This is a genomic window from Dechloromonas sp. ARDL1 (assembly GCF_051122455.1).
Classification (GTDB): Bacteria; Pseudomonadota; Gammaproteobacteria; order Burkholderiales; family Rhodocyclaceae; genus Azonexus.
Window position 1 is genome coordinate 3,411,008 of record NZ_CP168939.1, and the last position, 14,836, is coordinate 3,425,843.

Genomic DNA, 14,836 nt, shown 5'->3' on the forward strand with positions numbered 1-14,836 from the left:
TCTGGATTCTACTATGCGCAAGGCGCCCGAACTTCTCGCTCCGGCCGGCTCGCTCGACATGATGCGCACGGCCTTCGATTTTGGCGCCGATGCGATCTATGCCGGCCAGCCGCGCTACAGCCTGCGCGTGCGCAACAACGAGTTCGGAACGCTGGAAAAACTGGGCGACGGCATTGCCGAAGCACATGCCCGCGGCAAGCAGTTTTTCGTCGTCAGCAACATCTTCCCGCACAACGCCAAGCTGACCACCTACCTCGCCGACATGGCACCCGTCATCGCCCTCAAGCCGGACGCGCTGATCATGTCCGACCCCGGCCTGATCGACATGGTCCGCGAGGCCTGGCCCGAGCAGGCCATCCACCTGTCGGTGCAGTCGAACACGGTGAACTGGGCCGCCGTCCGTTTCTGGAAGAAGCTGGGGTTGACCCGCATCATCCTGTCGCGCGAACTGTCCCTCGACGAAGTCGCCGAAATCCGCCAGCAGTGCCCGGATATCGAACTCGAAGTCTTCGTCCACGGCGCGCTGTGCATCGCCTACTCCGGCCGCTGCCTGCTCTCCGGCTACTTCAACCACCGCGACCCCAACCAAGGCACCTGCACCAACTCCTGCCGCTGGGACTACAAGGTGCATACGCCGGCCGAGCAGCCGATTCAATTCATGGACCGCGATACGGAAATCCTGCTCGAGGAAAAGCAGCGCCCAGGCGAGCTGATGCCAATCGAGGAAGACGAGCACGGCACCTACATCATGAACTCGAAGGACCTGCGTGCGATCGAGCATGTCCATCGCCTGACCGAGATCGGTGTCGATTCGCTGAAAATCGAGGGCCGCACCAAGAGCCCCTACTACGTCGCCCGCACCTGCCAGGCCTACCGCCAGGCCATCGACGACGCAGTGGCCGGTCGCCCCTTCGACGCCAGCCTGCTCGGCGAGCTGGAAAACCTGGCCAACCGCGGCTACACCGACGGCTTCTATCAACGCCACCACGACGCCGACTACCAGAACTATCTGCGTGGCCACTCCGAATCGGACAAGAGCCAATACGTCGGCGATGCCGTCGCTTTCGACGCCGCGCGCGGCCTGATGGAAATTACGGTCAAGAACCGCTTCGCCTTGGGCGACGAAGTGGAATGCGTCCACCCGGCCGGCAACTTCCGCACGCGCCTCACGCGAATGGAAAACAAGGATGGACAAGCGGTCCCCGTCGCACCCGGCAGCGGTCATCGCGTCTGGGTCGACCTGCCCGCCCGGTACACCGATTCGTTTATTGCGCGTTTTGTGCAATAAAGTCCATACAAATCAACACGAAAGAACTTTGTGCACCGCAACAAAACGGTGTAAGATTCGCGCCATGAGCCAGAACACAAACCGCATGCCCTTAGTTGACGCCCTGAAGGCGATCGCGGCATTGCTCGTCCTGATGAACCATTTTTCATCCTACGGCCCGCTGGCCGAGGCCGCACGCGACTATTTTCCGCTTGTTTTCAACTGGTTCTTCGAATACGGACGCATGGCGGTTCAGGTTTTCCTGGTTATCGCCGGCTTCCTGGCTGCTCGCGGCCTGTCGGCCCACGGTCAGGCGCTCTCCGGATCGCCGCTGCCGCTGATCTGGAAGCGCTATCTGCGCTTGGTCGTGCCTTACCTGGCCGCCATCGGCCTTGCCATCATCGCCGCCGCCATCGCCGACCGCTGGATGGAAGATGACGCAATTCCGGCACGTGCCACCTTCCTGCAGTGGCTGGCCCACGCCGCCCTGCTGCACGGCCTGCTCGGCTTCGACGCCCTATCAGCCGGCGTCTGGTACATCGCCATTGATTTCCAGTTGTTCGCGCTGATGGCCATCCTGCTGTGGTCGGGACGCGTCCGCATCGTCGCCCCGGCACTGGTGCTGGCCATCGCCTCCGCCTCTCTCTTCTGGTTCAACCGCGATGCCAGCTGGGACAACTGGGCCATCTATTTCTTCGGCTCCTACGGCTTGGGCGCCGCCGCCTGGTGGGCCTCCGACCGCCGCCAGATGTCGGCCTGGCTGGGCGTCATGCTGACCATCGCGATTGCCGCACTGGTCATCGACTTCCGCCTGCGCATCGCCTTGGCCCTGGCCGTCGCGCTGCTTCTCGGTTTCGGCCGCCGCTCCGGCCTGCTCGAACAGTGGCCGAATGCCCGCCCGCTGGCCTTCCTCGGCCAAATTTCCTACTCGGTCTTCCTGGTGCACTTTCCGGTCCTGCTGCTGACCAACACGCTGTACACGCAGACCGACTACGACTCGTCGCTATCGACCCTGGTCTGGCTCGGCTTGTCGCTGGCCGCCAGCATTGCTGCGGCAACCCTGTTCTATCGCTGGATAGAGAGCCCGGAAGCCAGCCGGCGCATTACTGCCACCTGTGGCTGGCTATTCGCCAATACGCTGGCAGTTGCCCGCAAGGTGCCGGTCATCGGCACCCTGCTCCCGAACCGAACCTAATCGGCCAGTTCGCTGCGCCCCCGGAAGAACTCCAGCGCCTCCGGATTGGCCAGCGCCTCGACGTTCTTGACCGGCTGCGCTTGTACCACGTTGCGCACGGCCAGTTCGACGATCTTGCCCGACTTGGTGCGCGGGATATCCTGCACCTGCACAACCTTGGCCGGGACGTGGCGCGGCGTCGTGTTGTCGCGGATTTGCTTCTTGATGCGATCGATCAAAGCGGCATCGAGGATGGCGCCTTCCTGCAGGCGGACAAAGAGCACCACCCGCACGTCGTCGCCCTTCTCCGGCGGCCAGGCCTGCCCGATGACCAACGATTCGAGAATTTCCGGCAGCTGCTCGACCTGGCGGTAGATTTCCGCCGTGCCGATGCGCACGCCGCCCGGATTCAGCGTCGCATCCGAACGGCCGTAGATGATCATGCCGTCATGCGCCGTCAGTTCCGAGAAATCGCCATGGCACCAGATGTTGGCGAAGCGCTCGAAATAGGCAGCGTGGTATTTCGCGCCGTCGGGATCGTTCCAGAAGCCGACCGGCATCGCCGGGAAAGGCCTGGTGCATACCAGCTCGCCCTTTTGTGAGCGCACCGGACTGCCATCGTCGTCGAAAACATCGACCGCCATGCCCAGGCCGCGACACTGAATTTCGCCGCGATAGACCGGCAACACCGGATTGCCGAGCACGAAGCAGGAAATGATGTCGGTACCACCGGAAATCGAGGCAAGCAGGATGTCCTGCTTGATTTCGCGATAAACCCAGTCGAAGCCTTCCGGCGACAAGGGGCTGCCGGTCGAGAACATGGCGCGCAAGCTGGCGAGATCGTGCGTCTTGCCCGGCATCAGCCCCATTTTGGCCGCCGCATCGATGAACTTGGCCGACGTGCCGAAATGGGTCATCCTCTCGGCGGCTGCGTAGTCGAACAGCACCGTGCCGCCGCCGGCGAACGGCGAACCGTCGTAGAGCAGCAGCGTCGCCCCGCAGGCCAGGCCGGACACCAGCCAGTTCCACATCATCCAGCCGCAGGTGGTGAAGTAGAACAATCGGTCGCCCGGACGCACGTCGCTGTGCAGTTGGTGCTCCTTGAGGTGCTGCAACAGGGCGCCGCCGTGGCAATGGACGATACACTTGGGCACGCCGGTGGTACCGCTGGAGAACATGATGAACAGCGGGTGATCGAAGGCGACGCGGCGGATGACGAGCTCGGTGGCGCTGTCGGCCGGCGGCAACTCGCTCCAGCTCATAGCCCCGGCAATGCCGCCCAGATCGGGCTTTTCGTTCAGATAGGGCACCACCACCGTCTTGACCAACGACGGCATACGGGCAACGACCTCCGCATTCTTGCTCAGACAATCGACAGCCTTGCCGTTGTACCAGTAGCCATCGACACAGACCAGCACCTTGGGCTCGATCTGACCGAAACGGTCGAGCACGCCCTGCACCCCGAAATCCGGCGAGGCAGACGACCAGATGGCGCCCAAGGACGTGGCAGCCAGCATGGCGACCAGGGTCTCCGGCAGGTTGGGCAGGTAGCCGGCGACACGGTCGCCCTCGCCGACACCGGCCGCGATCAGGAATTGCTGGAAGCGGGCGACCTCGGCATGAAGTTCGGCCCGGCTCATGCGTCGCTTGACCTTGTCCTCACCCCAGAAGACCAGCGCCTCGCCGGCATCGCGGTTTTTCAACAGGTTTTCGGCGTAATTCAGGCGCGCCTCGGGAAACCAGCGGGCGCCAGGCATCTTGTCGCCGTCAACCAGCACGGTGCGCCCCTTGTCGCCGACCGCGCCACAGAAATCCCACAGCGTTGACCAGAAGGCTTCCGGCTGGTCGACCGACCATTGCCACAAATCGGCGTATCGACCATGGCCGGTGGCCTGCATGAAGACCGCCATGCGGGTATCGCCGACGGTTTGGGGATTGGGGCGCCACAAGGGCTGCGCGGCGGGGGCGTAGGTCATGTTGTCTCCTCGGTGTTGTCAATTTTGCATGACAGGATAGCAGGTTAACGTTAACGTCAACTGTCGCCATCCGGACAATGCAAGGTACGGTCGCGCGACGAAAACCGCAAAATATCACCGATCCAAGGAGAACCCCATGTCCCAAGTCGTCCTCACCGAAGTCATCGGCAAGGTAGGCCTGATCCGCATCAACCGACCGGAAGCGATGAACGCCCTGAACAACGACGTCGTCGACGGCATCGGTGCCGCCATCGACCGCTACGAAGCCGACGAAGCCATCGGCTGCATCGTCATCACCGGCAATGAAAAAGCCTTCGCTGCGGGAGCCGACATCGGCTTCATGAAGGACTTCGACTACATGCACGCCTACAAGACCGACTTCATCACCCGCAACTGGGAACGCGTGAAGACGGCCCGCAAGCCGGTGATCGCTGCAGTAGCCGGCTTTGCCCTGGGCGGCGGCTGCGAGATGGCGATGATGTGCGACATGATCTTCGCCGCCGATACCGCCAAGTTCGGCCAGCCGGAGATCAAGCTCGGCACCCTGCCCGGTGCCGGCGGCACGCAACGCCTGCCGCGTGCTGTCGGCAAGGCCAAGGCCATGGACATGTGCCTGACCGCCCGCATGATGGACGCGGCCGAAGCCGAGAAGTCGGGCCTGGTCGCCCGCGTCATCCCGGCCGATCAACTGCTCGAAGAAACGCTCAAGGCCGCGCAGACCATCGCCAGCTTCTCGCTGCCCGTGGTCATGATGATCAAGGAATCGGTCAATCGCGCCTTCGAATCGAGCCTCAACGAAGGACTGCTCTTCGAGCGCCGCGTCTTCCATTCCGCCTTCGCCCTCGAAGACCAGAAGGAAGGCATGGCCGCCTTCGCCGGGAAGCGCAAACCAACGTTCAAGAACCGCTGAGTTGCACCCCGGTTTGCATCTATTCGTCGACATTTCCAGCCACGGCTTCGGGCACCTCGCGATTACCGCGCCGGTGCTCAACACCCTGGCCAACATGCTGCCGGATCTGCGCCTGACGCTGCGCAGCGGTCTGCCCGAGGCCAAGCTGCGCCAGCGTATCCATGTACCGTTCGAGCTAATCCCCGGAAGCACCGATTTCGGCTACGTGATGATCGACGCCACGCGCATCGACCGGGAAGCCAGTGCGGCCGCCTATCGCGCCGCCCATGCCGACTGGCCGGCACGCGTGGCGGCAGAAGCCGAATTCCTGGCTGGATTGCGCCCCGACCTGGTGCTGACCAATGTCAGCTACCTGCCGCTGGCCGGCGCGGCGCAGGCCGACATACCCGCCTGCAGCCTGTGCTCGCTGAACTGGGCCGATCTCTTCGCCCACTTCTTCCGCGACGAAGCGTGGGCCGTGCCGATCCATGCCCAGATGCTGTCGGCCTACTGTTCGGCCCATTCCTTTCTGCGAGTGACGCCCGGGATGCCGATGACGGAGCTGAGCAACGTCCGGCCCGTCGGCCCGATTGCCGCCTTGGGGCAGCGGCACGACCTGGAACTGGGCGGCGACAAGGCCGTCCTCGTGGCCATGGGTGGCATCGCCCACCATCTGCCGGTCGATAGCTGGCCGCGCCTGCCCGGCATTCGCTGGCTGGTCAGTGCCGACTGGCGCTGCCGGCACCCCGATGCCATTGCTTTCGAATCCTTCGGTCTGGGCTTTACCGACCTGCTGTGCTCGGTGGATGTCGTGGTCACCAAGCCCGGTTACGGCACCTTTGCCGAAGCTGCCTGCAACGGCACGCCGGTGCTCTATCAGCGGCGCGCGGAGTGGCCGGAACAGGACTGCCTGATCACCTGGCTGGAACAGCATGCCCGCTGCGGAGAAATCCGGGAGGAAAATTTGCAGCGTGGCCAGCTGGGCGAACAGCTGACAAGACTGTGGCAAACCAGCGCTCCGCCCCCACCACGACCCGATGGCGCGCGGCAGGCCGCCGAATGGATCAGAGCGGCCGGAAGCCGAGCTTCTTGAGCAGTTCGCCGGTCTCGCAGACCGGCAGCCCCATGACTCCGGTATAGCTACCCGAGAGGTGGTCGACGAACAGGCCCGCCCGGCCCTGGATGCCGTAAGCTCCCGCCTTGTCCATCGGTTCGCCGCTCATCACGTAATGACGGATTTCCTCGTCATCGATCACACGGAAACGGACTTCGCTGCTCGACAGCACATACTCCGTGTGCCCCATGTGATTGATCGCCACCCCGGTCAGAACGCGATGCGTCTGGCCGGACAGGCGACGCAGGATATGGCTGGCATCGGCCATGTCCACCGGCTTGCCGATGATCTCGCCGCGAAATTCGAGGGTGGTGTCGGCCGCTAGCACCGGGCGCATCGGCAAACGGCGCTCCTGAACGATCTTCAGGCCATGCAGCGCCTTGGCGCGGGCGATGCGCTCGACGTACACCACGGGATCTTCGTTGAACAACGGGGTTTCGTCGGTCTCCAGATCGGCCCGCATACCGTCACGGAAGACGACGGTATCGAAATCAATGCCGATCTGATGCAGGAGTTCGCGGCGACGGGGGCTACGTGAGGCTAGGTAAAGGCGCATATCATCCCTCCCTGTGATACGGATGGTTCTTCAGGACGCTGACAGCGCGATAAAGCTGTTCGCACAAGAGTAGGCGGGCCATGCCGTGCGGCAGGGTCAGGCTCGACAGGCGCAGCCGGTCGTCGGCCTGCTGCTTGAATTCCTCATCCAGACCATCGGCGCCGCCGATGAGCAGGGCGACATCGCGCCCGTCCTGCATCCAGACTTCAAGGCGTTTAGCCAGCTTCAGGGTGGTCAGGTCATCGCCTTTTTCATCAAGCACGACAATCCGGCAACTGGCGGGCAGCATCTCGCGAATACGCGATTTCTCGGCCGCCAACAGCTGTTCGCGCGTTTTCGAGCCGCGCGGCTCGGGCTTGATTTCGGTGACGCTGGCCGGCAGTTCGCGCGGCATGCGCTTGAGGTACTCGGCGCAGCCTTCGCTCACCCAGCCGGGCTGGCGATGGCCGACGGCGAGGATAGCCAGCTTCATTCGCCGGCAGCCTGCTCCGCCTGCTGCTTGCGACGCTGGGCCGGGGTGAGCTGCCACAGCTCTTCAAGGTTGTAGTACTGGCGGACCATGGGCTGCATGACATGGACGACAACGTCGCCGATATCGACCAGCACCCATTCGCCGGCATCCTCGCCCTCGACCGAGACGATCTCGCCGCCGGCTTCGCGCACCTTGTCCTGGACGTTGCGCGCCAAGGCCTTGACCTGGCGGTTGGAGTCGCCGGTGGCGATGACCAGGCGGTCGAACAATGAGGTGAGCTTGGTGGTGTTGATGACTTCAATGTCTTTGCCCTTGATGTCTTCGAGGGCATTGACGACGATTTTTTGCAGCTTGCGGATGTCCATCAGGTGCTTCTATAGAGAGAATGGAGTTGAATATAGTCGAGAACGCCGTCCGGCAGCAAATAACGAGCGGAAAGTCCGTTAGCCAGCAGCTTGCGAATCTGGGTCGCCGAAATGGCCAGCTGGGTCATCGCGAAGGTGACGATGCCGCCGGCCGGCGATAGCCGCAACGCACCGCTATCGGTCAGCCGACGATTGTTGAATTCGGTTGCCAACTCGTGCGGCAGGCTGGCGGTTTCGACCGGGAAACCCGGGCGGTGCGAGACGGCGACATGGGCCAGCGCGAAAATGTCGCGCCAGCGGTGCCAGGTCGCCAGCCCGGCGAAGGCATCGGCACCGACCAGCAGCACCAGTGATTGTTGATCGCCCAATTCGGCCCGCAGGCGCTCCAGCGTATGCACGGTGTAACTCGGCGCGGCTGCCTCGACCTCGCCGGCATCGACCGAGAAGCGCGGATTTCCCGTCGTCGCCCGGCGCACCATCTCCAGCCGCTGTCTGGCCGTGACCCGTGGCGGGCCGCGATGCGGCGGCTGGCCGGCCGGAATCCAGCGCACACCGCCCAGCGCCAGATGCGCGATGGCTTCCTCGGCCAGACGCAGATGGCCGTAATGCACGGGGTCGAACGTCCCGCCGAACAGCCCCAGGGGTTCAGACAATTTCGGAAATGCCGAAGATGTCGCGGTAGCTGGCATAAAAGCTGGCGAAGACGGTCGGCGCGACAACCAGCACCATGGGCAGCGTCAGGATGGCCGTCGCCAGATTGGCCGCGCCGGGCAGGATCAGGAGCAGGATGCCGAGAAGCAGGCCGGGCACGATGCCGGCCACGATGAGCAGTGCGATTCCGTAAGTCAGAAAAGGCCGCCAGTTCATCCAGCAAGCCATGAAGCTGAAGAACAGCGCACGGCCCACGCTGAGGCGATGCCAGGAAGCGAGCACCGGCGCAAACCACCAGGCCATGAGCACGGGAACCATCAGCGTCATCACGCACAGGGCCGACAATAGAAAATCGGAATCCTCGACCGCCGCGCGCTCAGCGCGGTTGCTGGCAAGCATGAAACGCATCAAGTCGCCGCCATCGAGCAGGGACGACAGGCCAAGCACGCCAAGCGTGGCGCACAAATAAAGCGCACCGAGCGCGACAAGCGTTCGCCCATTGTCTTTAAGGCTGCCGTACAAGGTCTGCAGGCCGATTGGCTGGCCGCGTTCCAGATTGCGCGCGGCCTGCATCAGACCGACCGAAAGACCGGGAATGGCGAGCGACGCCACCAGCACGCCGACGAAGGGCACCACGTTCAGGAAAAGCACGGTGAACCAGTAGGCGACGACCAGCATGCCGAGCATGACAGGATTGCGCCTGAAGAGGGCGAAGCCGCCCATGAGCCATTGCCAGCCGGCTGCCGGCGGAAGTGTTTGCGCCCGCACGGTCAGCTACCCATGAAAATGTCGCGATAGGACGCGTAAACCGCGCCGGAAAAAACCGGTAACAGCAGCAGGAGCCCCATCCCGACCGGCAACATGGCGAAAAACAGGGCAACGACCAGGAAAACCCCGAAGATGCACATCGGCAGCCAATTCCGGGCACCAGCCGTAAAGCTGGCCTTCATGGCATCGATGGGTTTCATGCCGTGGAATAGCACGAGCACCGGTGCATACCAGGTGGCCATGATCACGGGAATCGACAGTACGAGCACCAGCAGGCCGGCCAGCATGACGCCGCCCAGGGCGATGCCGAATCCCGCCACCTTGCCGGTCACCACGCCGCCCAGTACACCGCCGCTGACCAGCAGGAAGGCGATGAAGGCGATCCCGAAGATGCCGGCGGCAAAGAAAACGCCGACCATGACCAGATCCCCCGCTCCGCGGCGGAAACCGGCGAACAGGTCGGCGATCTCGGGCTCCTCGCTGTCGGCGATGCGACGGCAAATGCGGAACATGCCGGCGCCGAACAGCGGTACCAGCAGATGGGCAGCGATCTGGCCGAACAGGGGAACAATGGAAATGGCCATCAGCATGACCAGCAACAAAACAGTCGTGCCGATCCAGATACCGGGATTGACCAGGAACATGGCCCACCCCTGGCGCAGCCAATCGAAACAGGCACCGGGATCGACCTCGCGGCTGTCGCCGGTAAACGGAGCCGGGACCATCGGAAATGCAGGAGTTTCGTTCATGCGCGGATGCTAACGGGGGAGCGCTGCCGGAGCAAGGCGAAAACGCGTCAAAAGTCGACGAAAATAATCAGGATTCTTGATCGTTACCACTTCGCCTTGGCGGGGACGGTGCCGCACCTCCAAACGCAACAGCCAGAAGCGCAACGCCGCCGCCCGCCGCATGGCAGGCCAGGCTTGCCTTTCCGCCTCCAGCAGGGGACGAACGCCGGTATAGCCGTCGATCAGGGCGGCCAATGCCAGATCGTCCGAACACCAGTCGTTGGCGACAACGGCCAGATCGAACAGCCAGGCATCCTCACCGGCAAAATAGAAGTCGAGCACGCCGCTCAGCTGTCCAGAGACATCCCACAGTACGTTGTCGCGGAAAAGGTCGGCATGGATCACACCACGCGGCAGGTCCTTCCAGTCCTGCGCCGACTGGAAGGCCAGCTCGTCAGCCAGGACGAGACGCTCTTCGACATCGACGAGCGGCAGCAGGCTTTCGCCGACGCGCTGGCGCCACGCTGCGCCGCAGGGGTTGGGCAGCGCATCGGGCATGTCGGCGGCGGCCAGATGCAGGCGTGCCAGCAGTACGCCGACCACCCGGCACTGCTCGACGCTCACCGCATCGGCCGTTGCGCCAGGCAGGCAGGAGAGCAGGGCGGCCGGCTTGCCAGCCAGTACGCGCCAACGGTGGCCCTGGCCGTCGGCCACAGGCTGGGGGCAAGGCAGGCCGCTGTGCGCCAGGCGATCCTGCAGGGCGAGGTAGAAATCGAGCGCGGCCGGCTCAAGGTGTTCAAACAACGTGAGCACGAACCGGCCCGCCGTGGTCGTCACGAAGTAATTCGAATTCTGCATGCCGGCGGCGATACCGGCATGATCGATCAATTCACCCAGCCCGAGCGGCTGGAGCCAGGCAGCGAGTTCGGCCCGCCCGACCGAGGTATAGACAGACAAGACTTACCAGCTATGAATGACCCACATCGGCGGCCGGGTCGGATGCTGGTCGGGACCGACATCGACCATGACGCCGTCGCCCTGGCGGTCGACCAGATAGTACGGCTTGCCCGCGGCCGGTGTGACCTTGACCATGTACAGCTTGCCTTTGACGCGAAACTCCTCACGCGTCTCTGTCTCGCTCTTGACGATGGTGACCTGCGGCTCAAGCGCTTCGTCGAAGGCCTCCATGCCCGGCGGCGGCGGCGGCACGGCGGGCAACGGCTGGAGGTCGCCCTTCTGCGCCCAGACAGGCAATGCGGCAAGCAGCAGGATGGGGAGAAGACGGCGCATGGTGAAATCCTCGGAATCGGTAAGCCAATTTTACAGGTTGAGCAGCATCTCGTGTTCGTTCGGCAACGGACCGAAGGGGCGCGCCTCGTAGTGCTTGAAGATGGCCTCGACGACCTTTTCCGGCTCGTCGATGAGCTGGATCAGGTTCATGTCCTCGGCATCGACCATGCCTTCGGCGACCAGCCGATCCTTGAACCAGCCGATCATGCCGCCCCAGAACTCCGAGCAGACCAGGATGAGCGGAATCTTGCGCGCCTTGCCGGTCTGGATCAGGGTCAGCGCTTCCATCAACTCGTCCAGCGTGCCGAAGCCGCCCGGCATCACCACGTAGGCGCTGGCGAAGCGGACGAACATGTACTTGCGGGCGAAGAAGTGGCGGAAGGTCTGCGAGATATCCTGATATGGGTTGGATTTCTGTTCGTGCGGCAGCTGGATGTTGAGACCGACCGATGGCGACTTGCCGAAGAAGGCGCCCTTGTTGGCAGCCTCCATGATGCCGGGACCACCGCCCGAGATCACCGAGAAGCCCGAGTCGGAGAGCAGGCGGGCCAGTTGCTCGGTCAGCATGTAGTACTTCGAGTCGGGCCGCACGCGCGCCGAGCCGAACATCGTCACGGCCGGTTTGATCGCCGCCAGACGTTCGGTGGCCTCGACGAACTCTGACATAATGCCGAAAATCCGCCAGGACTCGCGGGCCGTCGTATTTTTCAACAGCGCCTCGGTCTCCACACCCATCACCAGCTTATCGCTTTCCGTCACTTCGTATGCCTCTCTTGTTGTTGGTGGACGGTTCGTCCTATCTCTATCGCGCTTTCCACGCCCTGCCCGACCTGCGCAACAAGGCCGGCGAACCTACAGGCGCCATCTACGGCGTCCTGAACATGCTACGTCGTCTGGAAAGCGACCACAAGGCGGACTACAAGGCCGTCGTCTTCGATCCCAAGGGCAAGACCTTCCGCGACGACTGGTATCCCGAGTACAAATCGCACCGTCCGCCCATGCCCGACGACCTGCGCGCCCAGATCGAACCGATCCATGCCGCGATCAAGGCGGCCGGCTGGCCGGTGATCATGATCGACGGCGTCGAGGCCGACGACGTGATCGGCACCCTGGCCACGCAAGCAGCCGCCATCGACATCGATACCTTGATCTCCACCGGCGACAAGGATTTGACCCAGCTGGTCGGCCCAAAGATCCGCTGGTACAACACGATGAGCAACGAAATGCTCGACTCGGCCGGTGTCGCGGCCAAGTTCGGCGTGCCGCCGGAACGCATCATCGATTACCTGGCGCTGGTCGGCGACACCGTCGACGGCGTGCCCGGCGTTCAGAAATGCGGCCCGAAGACGGCCGTCAAATGGCTGACCCAGTACGGTACACTGGACAATCTGGTGGCCAATGCCGACGCCGTATCCGGCGTCGTCGGACAAAATCTGCGCAACCACCTCGGCTTCCTGCCACTGGGCAAGAAGCTGGTTACCGTCGTCTGCGACCTGCCCGACCTGCCGGCGCCGACGGCTTTAACGGCTACGCCGCGCGACGTGCCGACCCTGCGCGAGTTGTATACCCGCTACCAGTTCCGCACCTGGCTGGGCGAACTCGATGGGCCGGATGCCGTCGCCGACATGCCGGCACAAACCGTTGGTACAGCCCCGCCTGTTCCGCCCCCCCCTAAACTCAACGTTCATTACGAGACCGTGCTGACGTGGGATCAGTTCGCTGCCTGGCTGGCCAAGGTGGAAGCGGCCCCGCTCACGGCCCTCGATACCGAAACCAACAGTCTCGATTCGTTCGCGGCCCGCATCGTCGGGATTTCGCTGTCGGTTAAGCCGGGCGAAGCCTGCTATATCCCGCTTGCCCACACTGCGCCCGGCGTCGCCGACCAACTACCGCGTGACGAAATGCTCGCCAAGCTCAAGCCCTGGCTGGAATCGACCACGCACGCCAAGGTGCTGCAGAATGCCAAGTACGACCAGCACGTGTTCGCCAACCACGGCATTACGCTGGCCGGCATCGCCCACGACACCATGCTGCAGAGCTACGTCATCGAGTCCGACAAGGGCCACGACCTCGGCCAGCTATGCAGCCGCCACCTCGGCCTCGACACCATCGCCTACGAAGACCTGTGCGGCAAGGGCGCCAAGCAGATCACCTTCGATCAGGTCGATATCGAACGGGCCGCGACCTACGCCGCCGAGGATGCCGACGTCACCCTGCGCGTCCATGACGTGCTGCATCCGCAATTTGCCAGCGAACCTGGCCTCAACCACATCTACCACGACATCGAGATGCCGGCACGGCAGGTCATCTGGCGGATTGAGCGCAACGGCATCCTGATCGACCCTGATCTGCTGGCGCGGCAAAGCCACGAGATGGGCCAGAAGATCATGGCGCTGGAAAGCCAGGCCTACGAACTGGCCGGCCAGCCGTTCAACCTGGCTTCGCCCAAGCAACTCGGCGACATCCTGTTCAACAAGCTCGGCCTGCCGGTCAAGAAAAAAACCGCCACCGGTGGCCCGTCGACCGACGAGGAAGTGCTGACCGAACTGGCGCTCGACTACCCGCTGCCGAAGTTACTGCTCGAGCACCGCAGCCTGTCGAAACTGAAAGGCACCTACACCGACAAGCTGCCGCGCATGGTCAACGCACAGACCGGGAGAGTACATACTCACTTCTCACAAGCAGCCGTGGTCACCGGGCGTCTCGCCTCCAGTGACCCCAACCTGCAGAATATCCCGGTACGCACCGAGGAAGGCCGGCGCATCCGCACCGCCTTCATTGCCCCACAGGGCAGCAGCATCGTGTCGGCCGACTATTCGCAGATCGAATTGCGGATCATGGCCCACCTGTCCGGCGATGAACGACTGCGCGAGGCCTTTGCGCACGGCGAGGATGTACACCGCGCAACCGCTGCCGAAATCTTTGGCGTCACGCCGCTCGAAGTCGGGCCCGACCAGCGCCGCGTCGCCAAGAGCATCAATTTCGGCCTGATCTACGGCATGAGCGCCTTCGGCCTGGCCCGCCAGCTTGGGCTGGAGCGCAGTGCCGCACAGACCTACATCGACCGCTATTTCGCCCGCTACCCCGGCGTTGCCCAGTACATGGAAGAAGCTCGCCAGACGGCGCGCGACAAGGGCTATGTCGAAACTGCCTTCGGCCGCCGCCTGTGGTTCCCGGAAATCCGCTCCAGCCAGGCCATGCGCCGCCAGGGCGCTGAGCGCGCCGCGATCAACGCGCCGATGCAGGGCACCGCCGCCGACCTGATCAAGCTGGCCATGGTCGCCGTGCAGAACTGGCTGGAGGCGAACCGCATGCAATCAAAAGTGGTGCTACAGGTGCACGACGAACTGCTGCTCGAAGTGCCGGATGGCGAACTGATGGAGGTCCGCACCCACCTGCCGAAGCTGATGAGCCAGGTGGCTGAACTGAAGGTGCCGCTGGTCGTCGAGGTCGGCGTTGGGCCGAACTGGGAAGCGGCGCATTAAGCTGCAAAACAGCGCCGTGGAAAGTCTTGCTTGAGCAGGGGGGCACAAGCCCCTGCTCGGTGACGCGGGCGCCGAGAAAGCTTCGTTATCTTTCGGAAGTT

Annotated in this window: 15 protein-coding genes; 5 read left to right on the forward strand and 10 right to left on the reverse strand. The window is 63.5% G+C overall.

All coding sequences use genetic code 11. From position 1 onward, the window contains the following. The first annotated feature begins 13 nt into the window (after positions 1-13). Positions 14-1,288, forward strand: a complete 1,275-nt coding sequence (gene yegQ / locus AB6Q56_RS16940) for a tRNA 5-hydroxyuridine modification protein YegQ (RefSeq protein ID WP_434514223.1) — start codon at positions 14-16, stop codon at positions 1,286-1,288. 64 nt (positions 1,289-1,352) lie between these two features. Then, on the forward strand, positions 1,353-2,462 hold the full coding sequence (locus tag AB6Q56_RS16945) for an acyltransferase family protein (RefSeq protein ID WP_434514224.1): 1,110 nt from the start codon (positions 1,353-1,355) through the stop codon (positions 2,460-2,462). Here the strand turns inward: AB6Q56_RS16945 and AB6Q56_RS16950 are convergent. Beyond that, on the reverse strand, positions 2,459-4,417 hold the full coding sequence (locus AB6Q56_RS16950) for an acetoacetate--CoA ligase (protein ID WP_434514225.1): 1,959 nt from the start codon (positions 4,415-4,417) through the stop codon (positions 2,459-2,461). The genes AB6Q56_RS16945 and AB6Q56_RS16950 overlap by 4 nt on opposite strands. 136 nt (positions 4,418-4,553) lie before the next feature. Between AB6Q56_RS16950 and AB6Q56_RS16955 the strand changes: the two genes are divergently transcribed. Both AB6Q56_RS16955 and AB6Q56_RS16960 read left to right on the forward strand, forming a co-directional pair. After that, positions 4,554-5,327 carry an enoyl-CoA hydratase gene (locus AB6Q56_RS16955; RefSeq protein ID WP_434514226.1) on the forward strand — a complete coding sequence of 258 codons (774 nt, stop codon included), beginning with the start codon at positions 4,554-4,556 and terminating at the stop codon, positions 5,325-5,327. A 13-nt stretch (positions 5,328-5,340) separates the two neighbouring features. Further along, complete coding sequence (locus tag AB6Q56_RS16960) at positions 5,341-6,399, forward strand: hypothetical protein (RefSeq protein WP_434514227.1); 1,059 nt, start codon at positions 5,341-5,343, stop codon at positions 6,397-6,399. On the opposite strand, the gene AB6Q56_RS16965 is transcribed toward AB6Q56_RS16960, so the two are convergent. The 9 genes from AB6Q56_RS16965 to AB6Q56_RS17005 are packed head-to-tail and all read right to left on the reverse strand — an operon-like array spanning position 6,371 to position 12,009. Next, on the reverse strand, positions 6,371-6,976 hold the full coding sequence (locus tag AB6Q56_RS16965) for a Maf family protein (protein WP_434514228.1): 606 nt from the start codon (positions 6,974-6,976) through the stop codon (positions 6,371-6,373). The two genes, AB6Q56_RS16960 and AB6Q56_RS16965, sit on opposite strands and share 29 nt — an antisense overlap. Position 6,977: 1 nt before the next feature. Beyond that, complete coding sequence (gene rlmH, locus AB6Q56_RS16970; RefSeq protein ID WP_434514229.1) at positions 6,978-7,448, reverse strand: 23S rRNA (pseudouridine(1915)-N(3))-methyltransferase RlmH; 471 nt, start codon at positions 7,446-7,448, stop codon at positions 6,978-6,980. Next, positions 7,445-7,813: a ribosome silencing factor gene (gene rsfS, locus AB6Q56_RS16975; RefSeq protein ID WP_434514230.1), complete on the reverse strand. Its 369-nt coding sequence runs from the start codon at positions 7,811-7,813 to the stop codon at positions 7,445-7,447. Before rsfS ends, rlmH begins: the two co-directional genes overlap by 4 nt. Beyond that, a complete protein-coding gene (gene nadD / locus AB6Q56_RS16980) occupies positions 7,813-8,466 on the reverse strand; it encodes a nicotinate-nucleotide adenylyltransferase (protein ID WP_434514231.1) in 654 nt (217 codons plus the stop codon). Before nadD ends, rsfS begins: the two co-directional genes overlap by 1 nt. After that, positions 8,459-9,187, reverse strand: a complete 729-nt coding sequence (locus tag AB6Q56_RS16985) for a BPSS1780 family membrane protein (protein ID WP_434514232.1) — start codon at positions 9,185-9,187, stop codon at positions 8,459-8,461. The genes nadD and AB6Q56_RS16985 overlap by 8 nt, the downstream gene beginning before the upstream one ends. 47 nt (positions 9,188-9,234) lie before the next feature. After that, positions 9,235-9,981 (reverse strand): BPSS1780 family membrane protein, encoded by a 747-nt coding sequence (locus AB6Q56_RS16990; protein ID WP_434514233.1) that lies wholly within the window; start codon positions 9,979-9,981, stop codon positions 9,235-9,237. Between the two features lie 9 nt (positions 9,982-9,990). Beyond that, positions 9,991-10,917: a homoserine kinase gene (locus AB6Q56_RS16995; RefSeq protein ID WP_434514234.1), complete on the reverse strand. Its 927-nt coding sequence runs from the start codon at positions 10,915-10,917 to the stop codon at positions 9,991-9,993. A gap of 3 nt (positions 10,918-10,920) precedes the next feature. Beyond that, positions 10,921-11,250, reverse strand: a complete 330-nt coding sequence (locus tag AB6Q56_RS17000; RefSeq protein ID WP_434514235.1) for a DUF2782 domain-containing protein — start codon at positions 11,248-11,250, stop codon at positions 10,921-10,923. 30 nt (positions 11,251-11,280) lie between these two features. Next, entirely contained in the window at positions 11,281-12,009 is a 729-nt protein-coding gene (locus AB6Q56_RS17005; protein WP_434514236.1) for a TIGR00730 family Rossman fold protein, read from the reverse strand. Between the two features lie 5 nt (positions 12,010-12,014). On the opposite strand from AB6Q56_RS17005, the gene polA reads away from it, so the two are divergent. Beyond that, entirely contained in the window at positions 12,015-14,735 is a 2,721-nt protein-coding gene (polA, locus tag AB6Q56_RS17010; RefSeq protein WP_434514237.1) for a DNA polymerase I, read from the forward strand. Positions 14,736-14,836 lie beyond the last annotated feature (101 nt).

Bases quoted from the DNA above. Each gene is read 5' to 3' on its own strand.
- yegQ (WP_434514223.1), top strand. From the start codon at position 14: ATGCGCAAGGCGCCCGAACTTCTCGCTCCGGCCGGCTCGCTCGACATG.
- AB6Q56_RS16945 (WP_434514224.1), top strand. From the start codon at position 1,353: ATGAGCCAGAACACAAACCGCATGCCCTTAGTTGACGCCCTGAAGGCG.
- AB6Q56_RS16950 (WP_434514225.1), bottom strand. From the start codon at position 4,417: ATGACCTACGCCCCCGCCGCGCAGCCCTTGTGGCGCCCCAATCCCCAA.
- AB6Q56_RS16955 (WP_434514226.1), top strand. From the start codon at position 4,554: ATGTCCCAAGTCGTCCTCACCGAAGTCATCGGCAAGGTAGGCCTGATC.
- AB6Q56_RS16965 (WP_434514228.1), bottom strand. From the start codon at position 6,976: ATGCGCCTTTACCTAGCCTCACGTAGCCCCCGTCGCCGCGAACTCCTG.
- rlmH (WP_434514229.1), bottom strand. From the start codon at position 7,448: ATGAAGCTGGCTATCCTCGCCGTCGGCCATCGCCAGCCCGGCTGGGTG.
- rsfS (WP_434514230.1), bottom strand. From the start codon at position 7,813: ATGGACATCCGCAAGCTGCAAAAAATCGTCGTCAATGCCCTCGAAGAC.
- AB6Q56_RS16985 (WP_434514232.1), bottom strand. From the start codon at position 9,187: ATGGGCGGCTTCGCCCTCTTCAGGCGCAATCCTGTCATGCTCGGCATG.
- AB6Q56_RS16990 (WP_434514233.1), bottom strand. From the start codon at position 9,981: ATGAACGAAACTCCTGCATTTCCGATGGTCCCGGCTCCGTTTACCGGC.
- AB6Q56_RS17000 (WP_434514235.1), bottom strand. From the start codon at position 11,250: ATGCGCCGTCTTCTCCCCATCCTGCTGCTTGCCGCATTGCCTGTCTGG.
- polA (WP_434514237.1), top strand. From the start codon at position 12,015: ATGCCTCTCTTGTTGTTGGTGGACGGTTCGTCCTATCTCTATCGCGCT.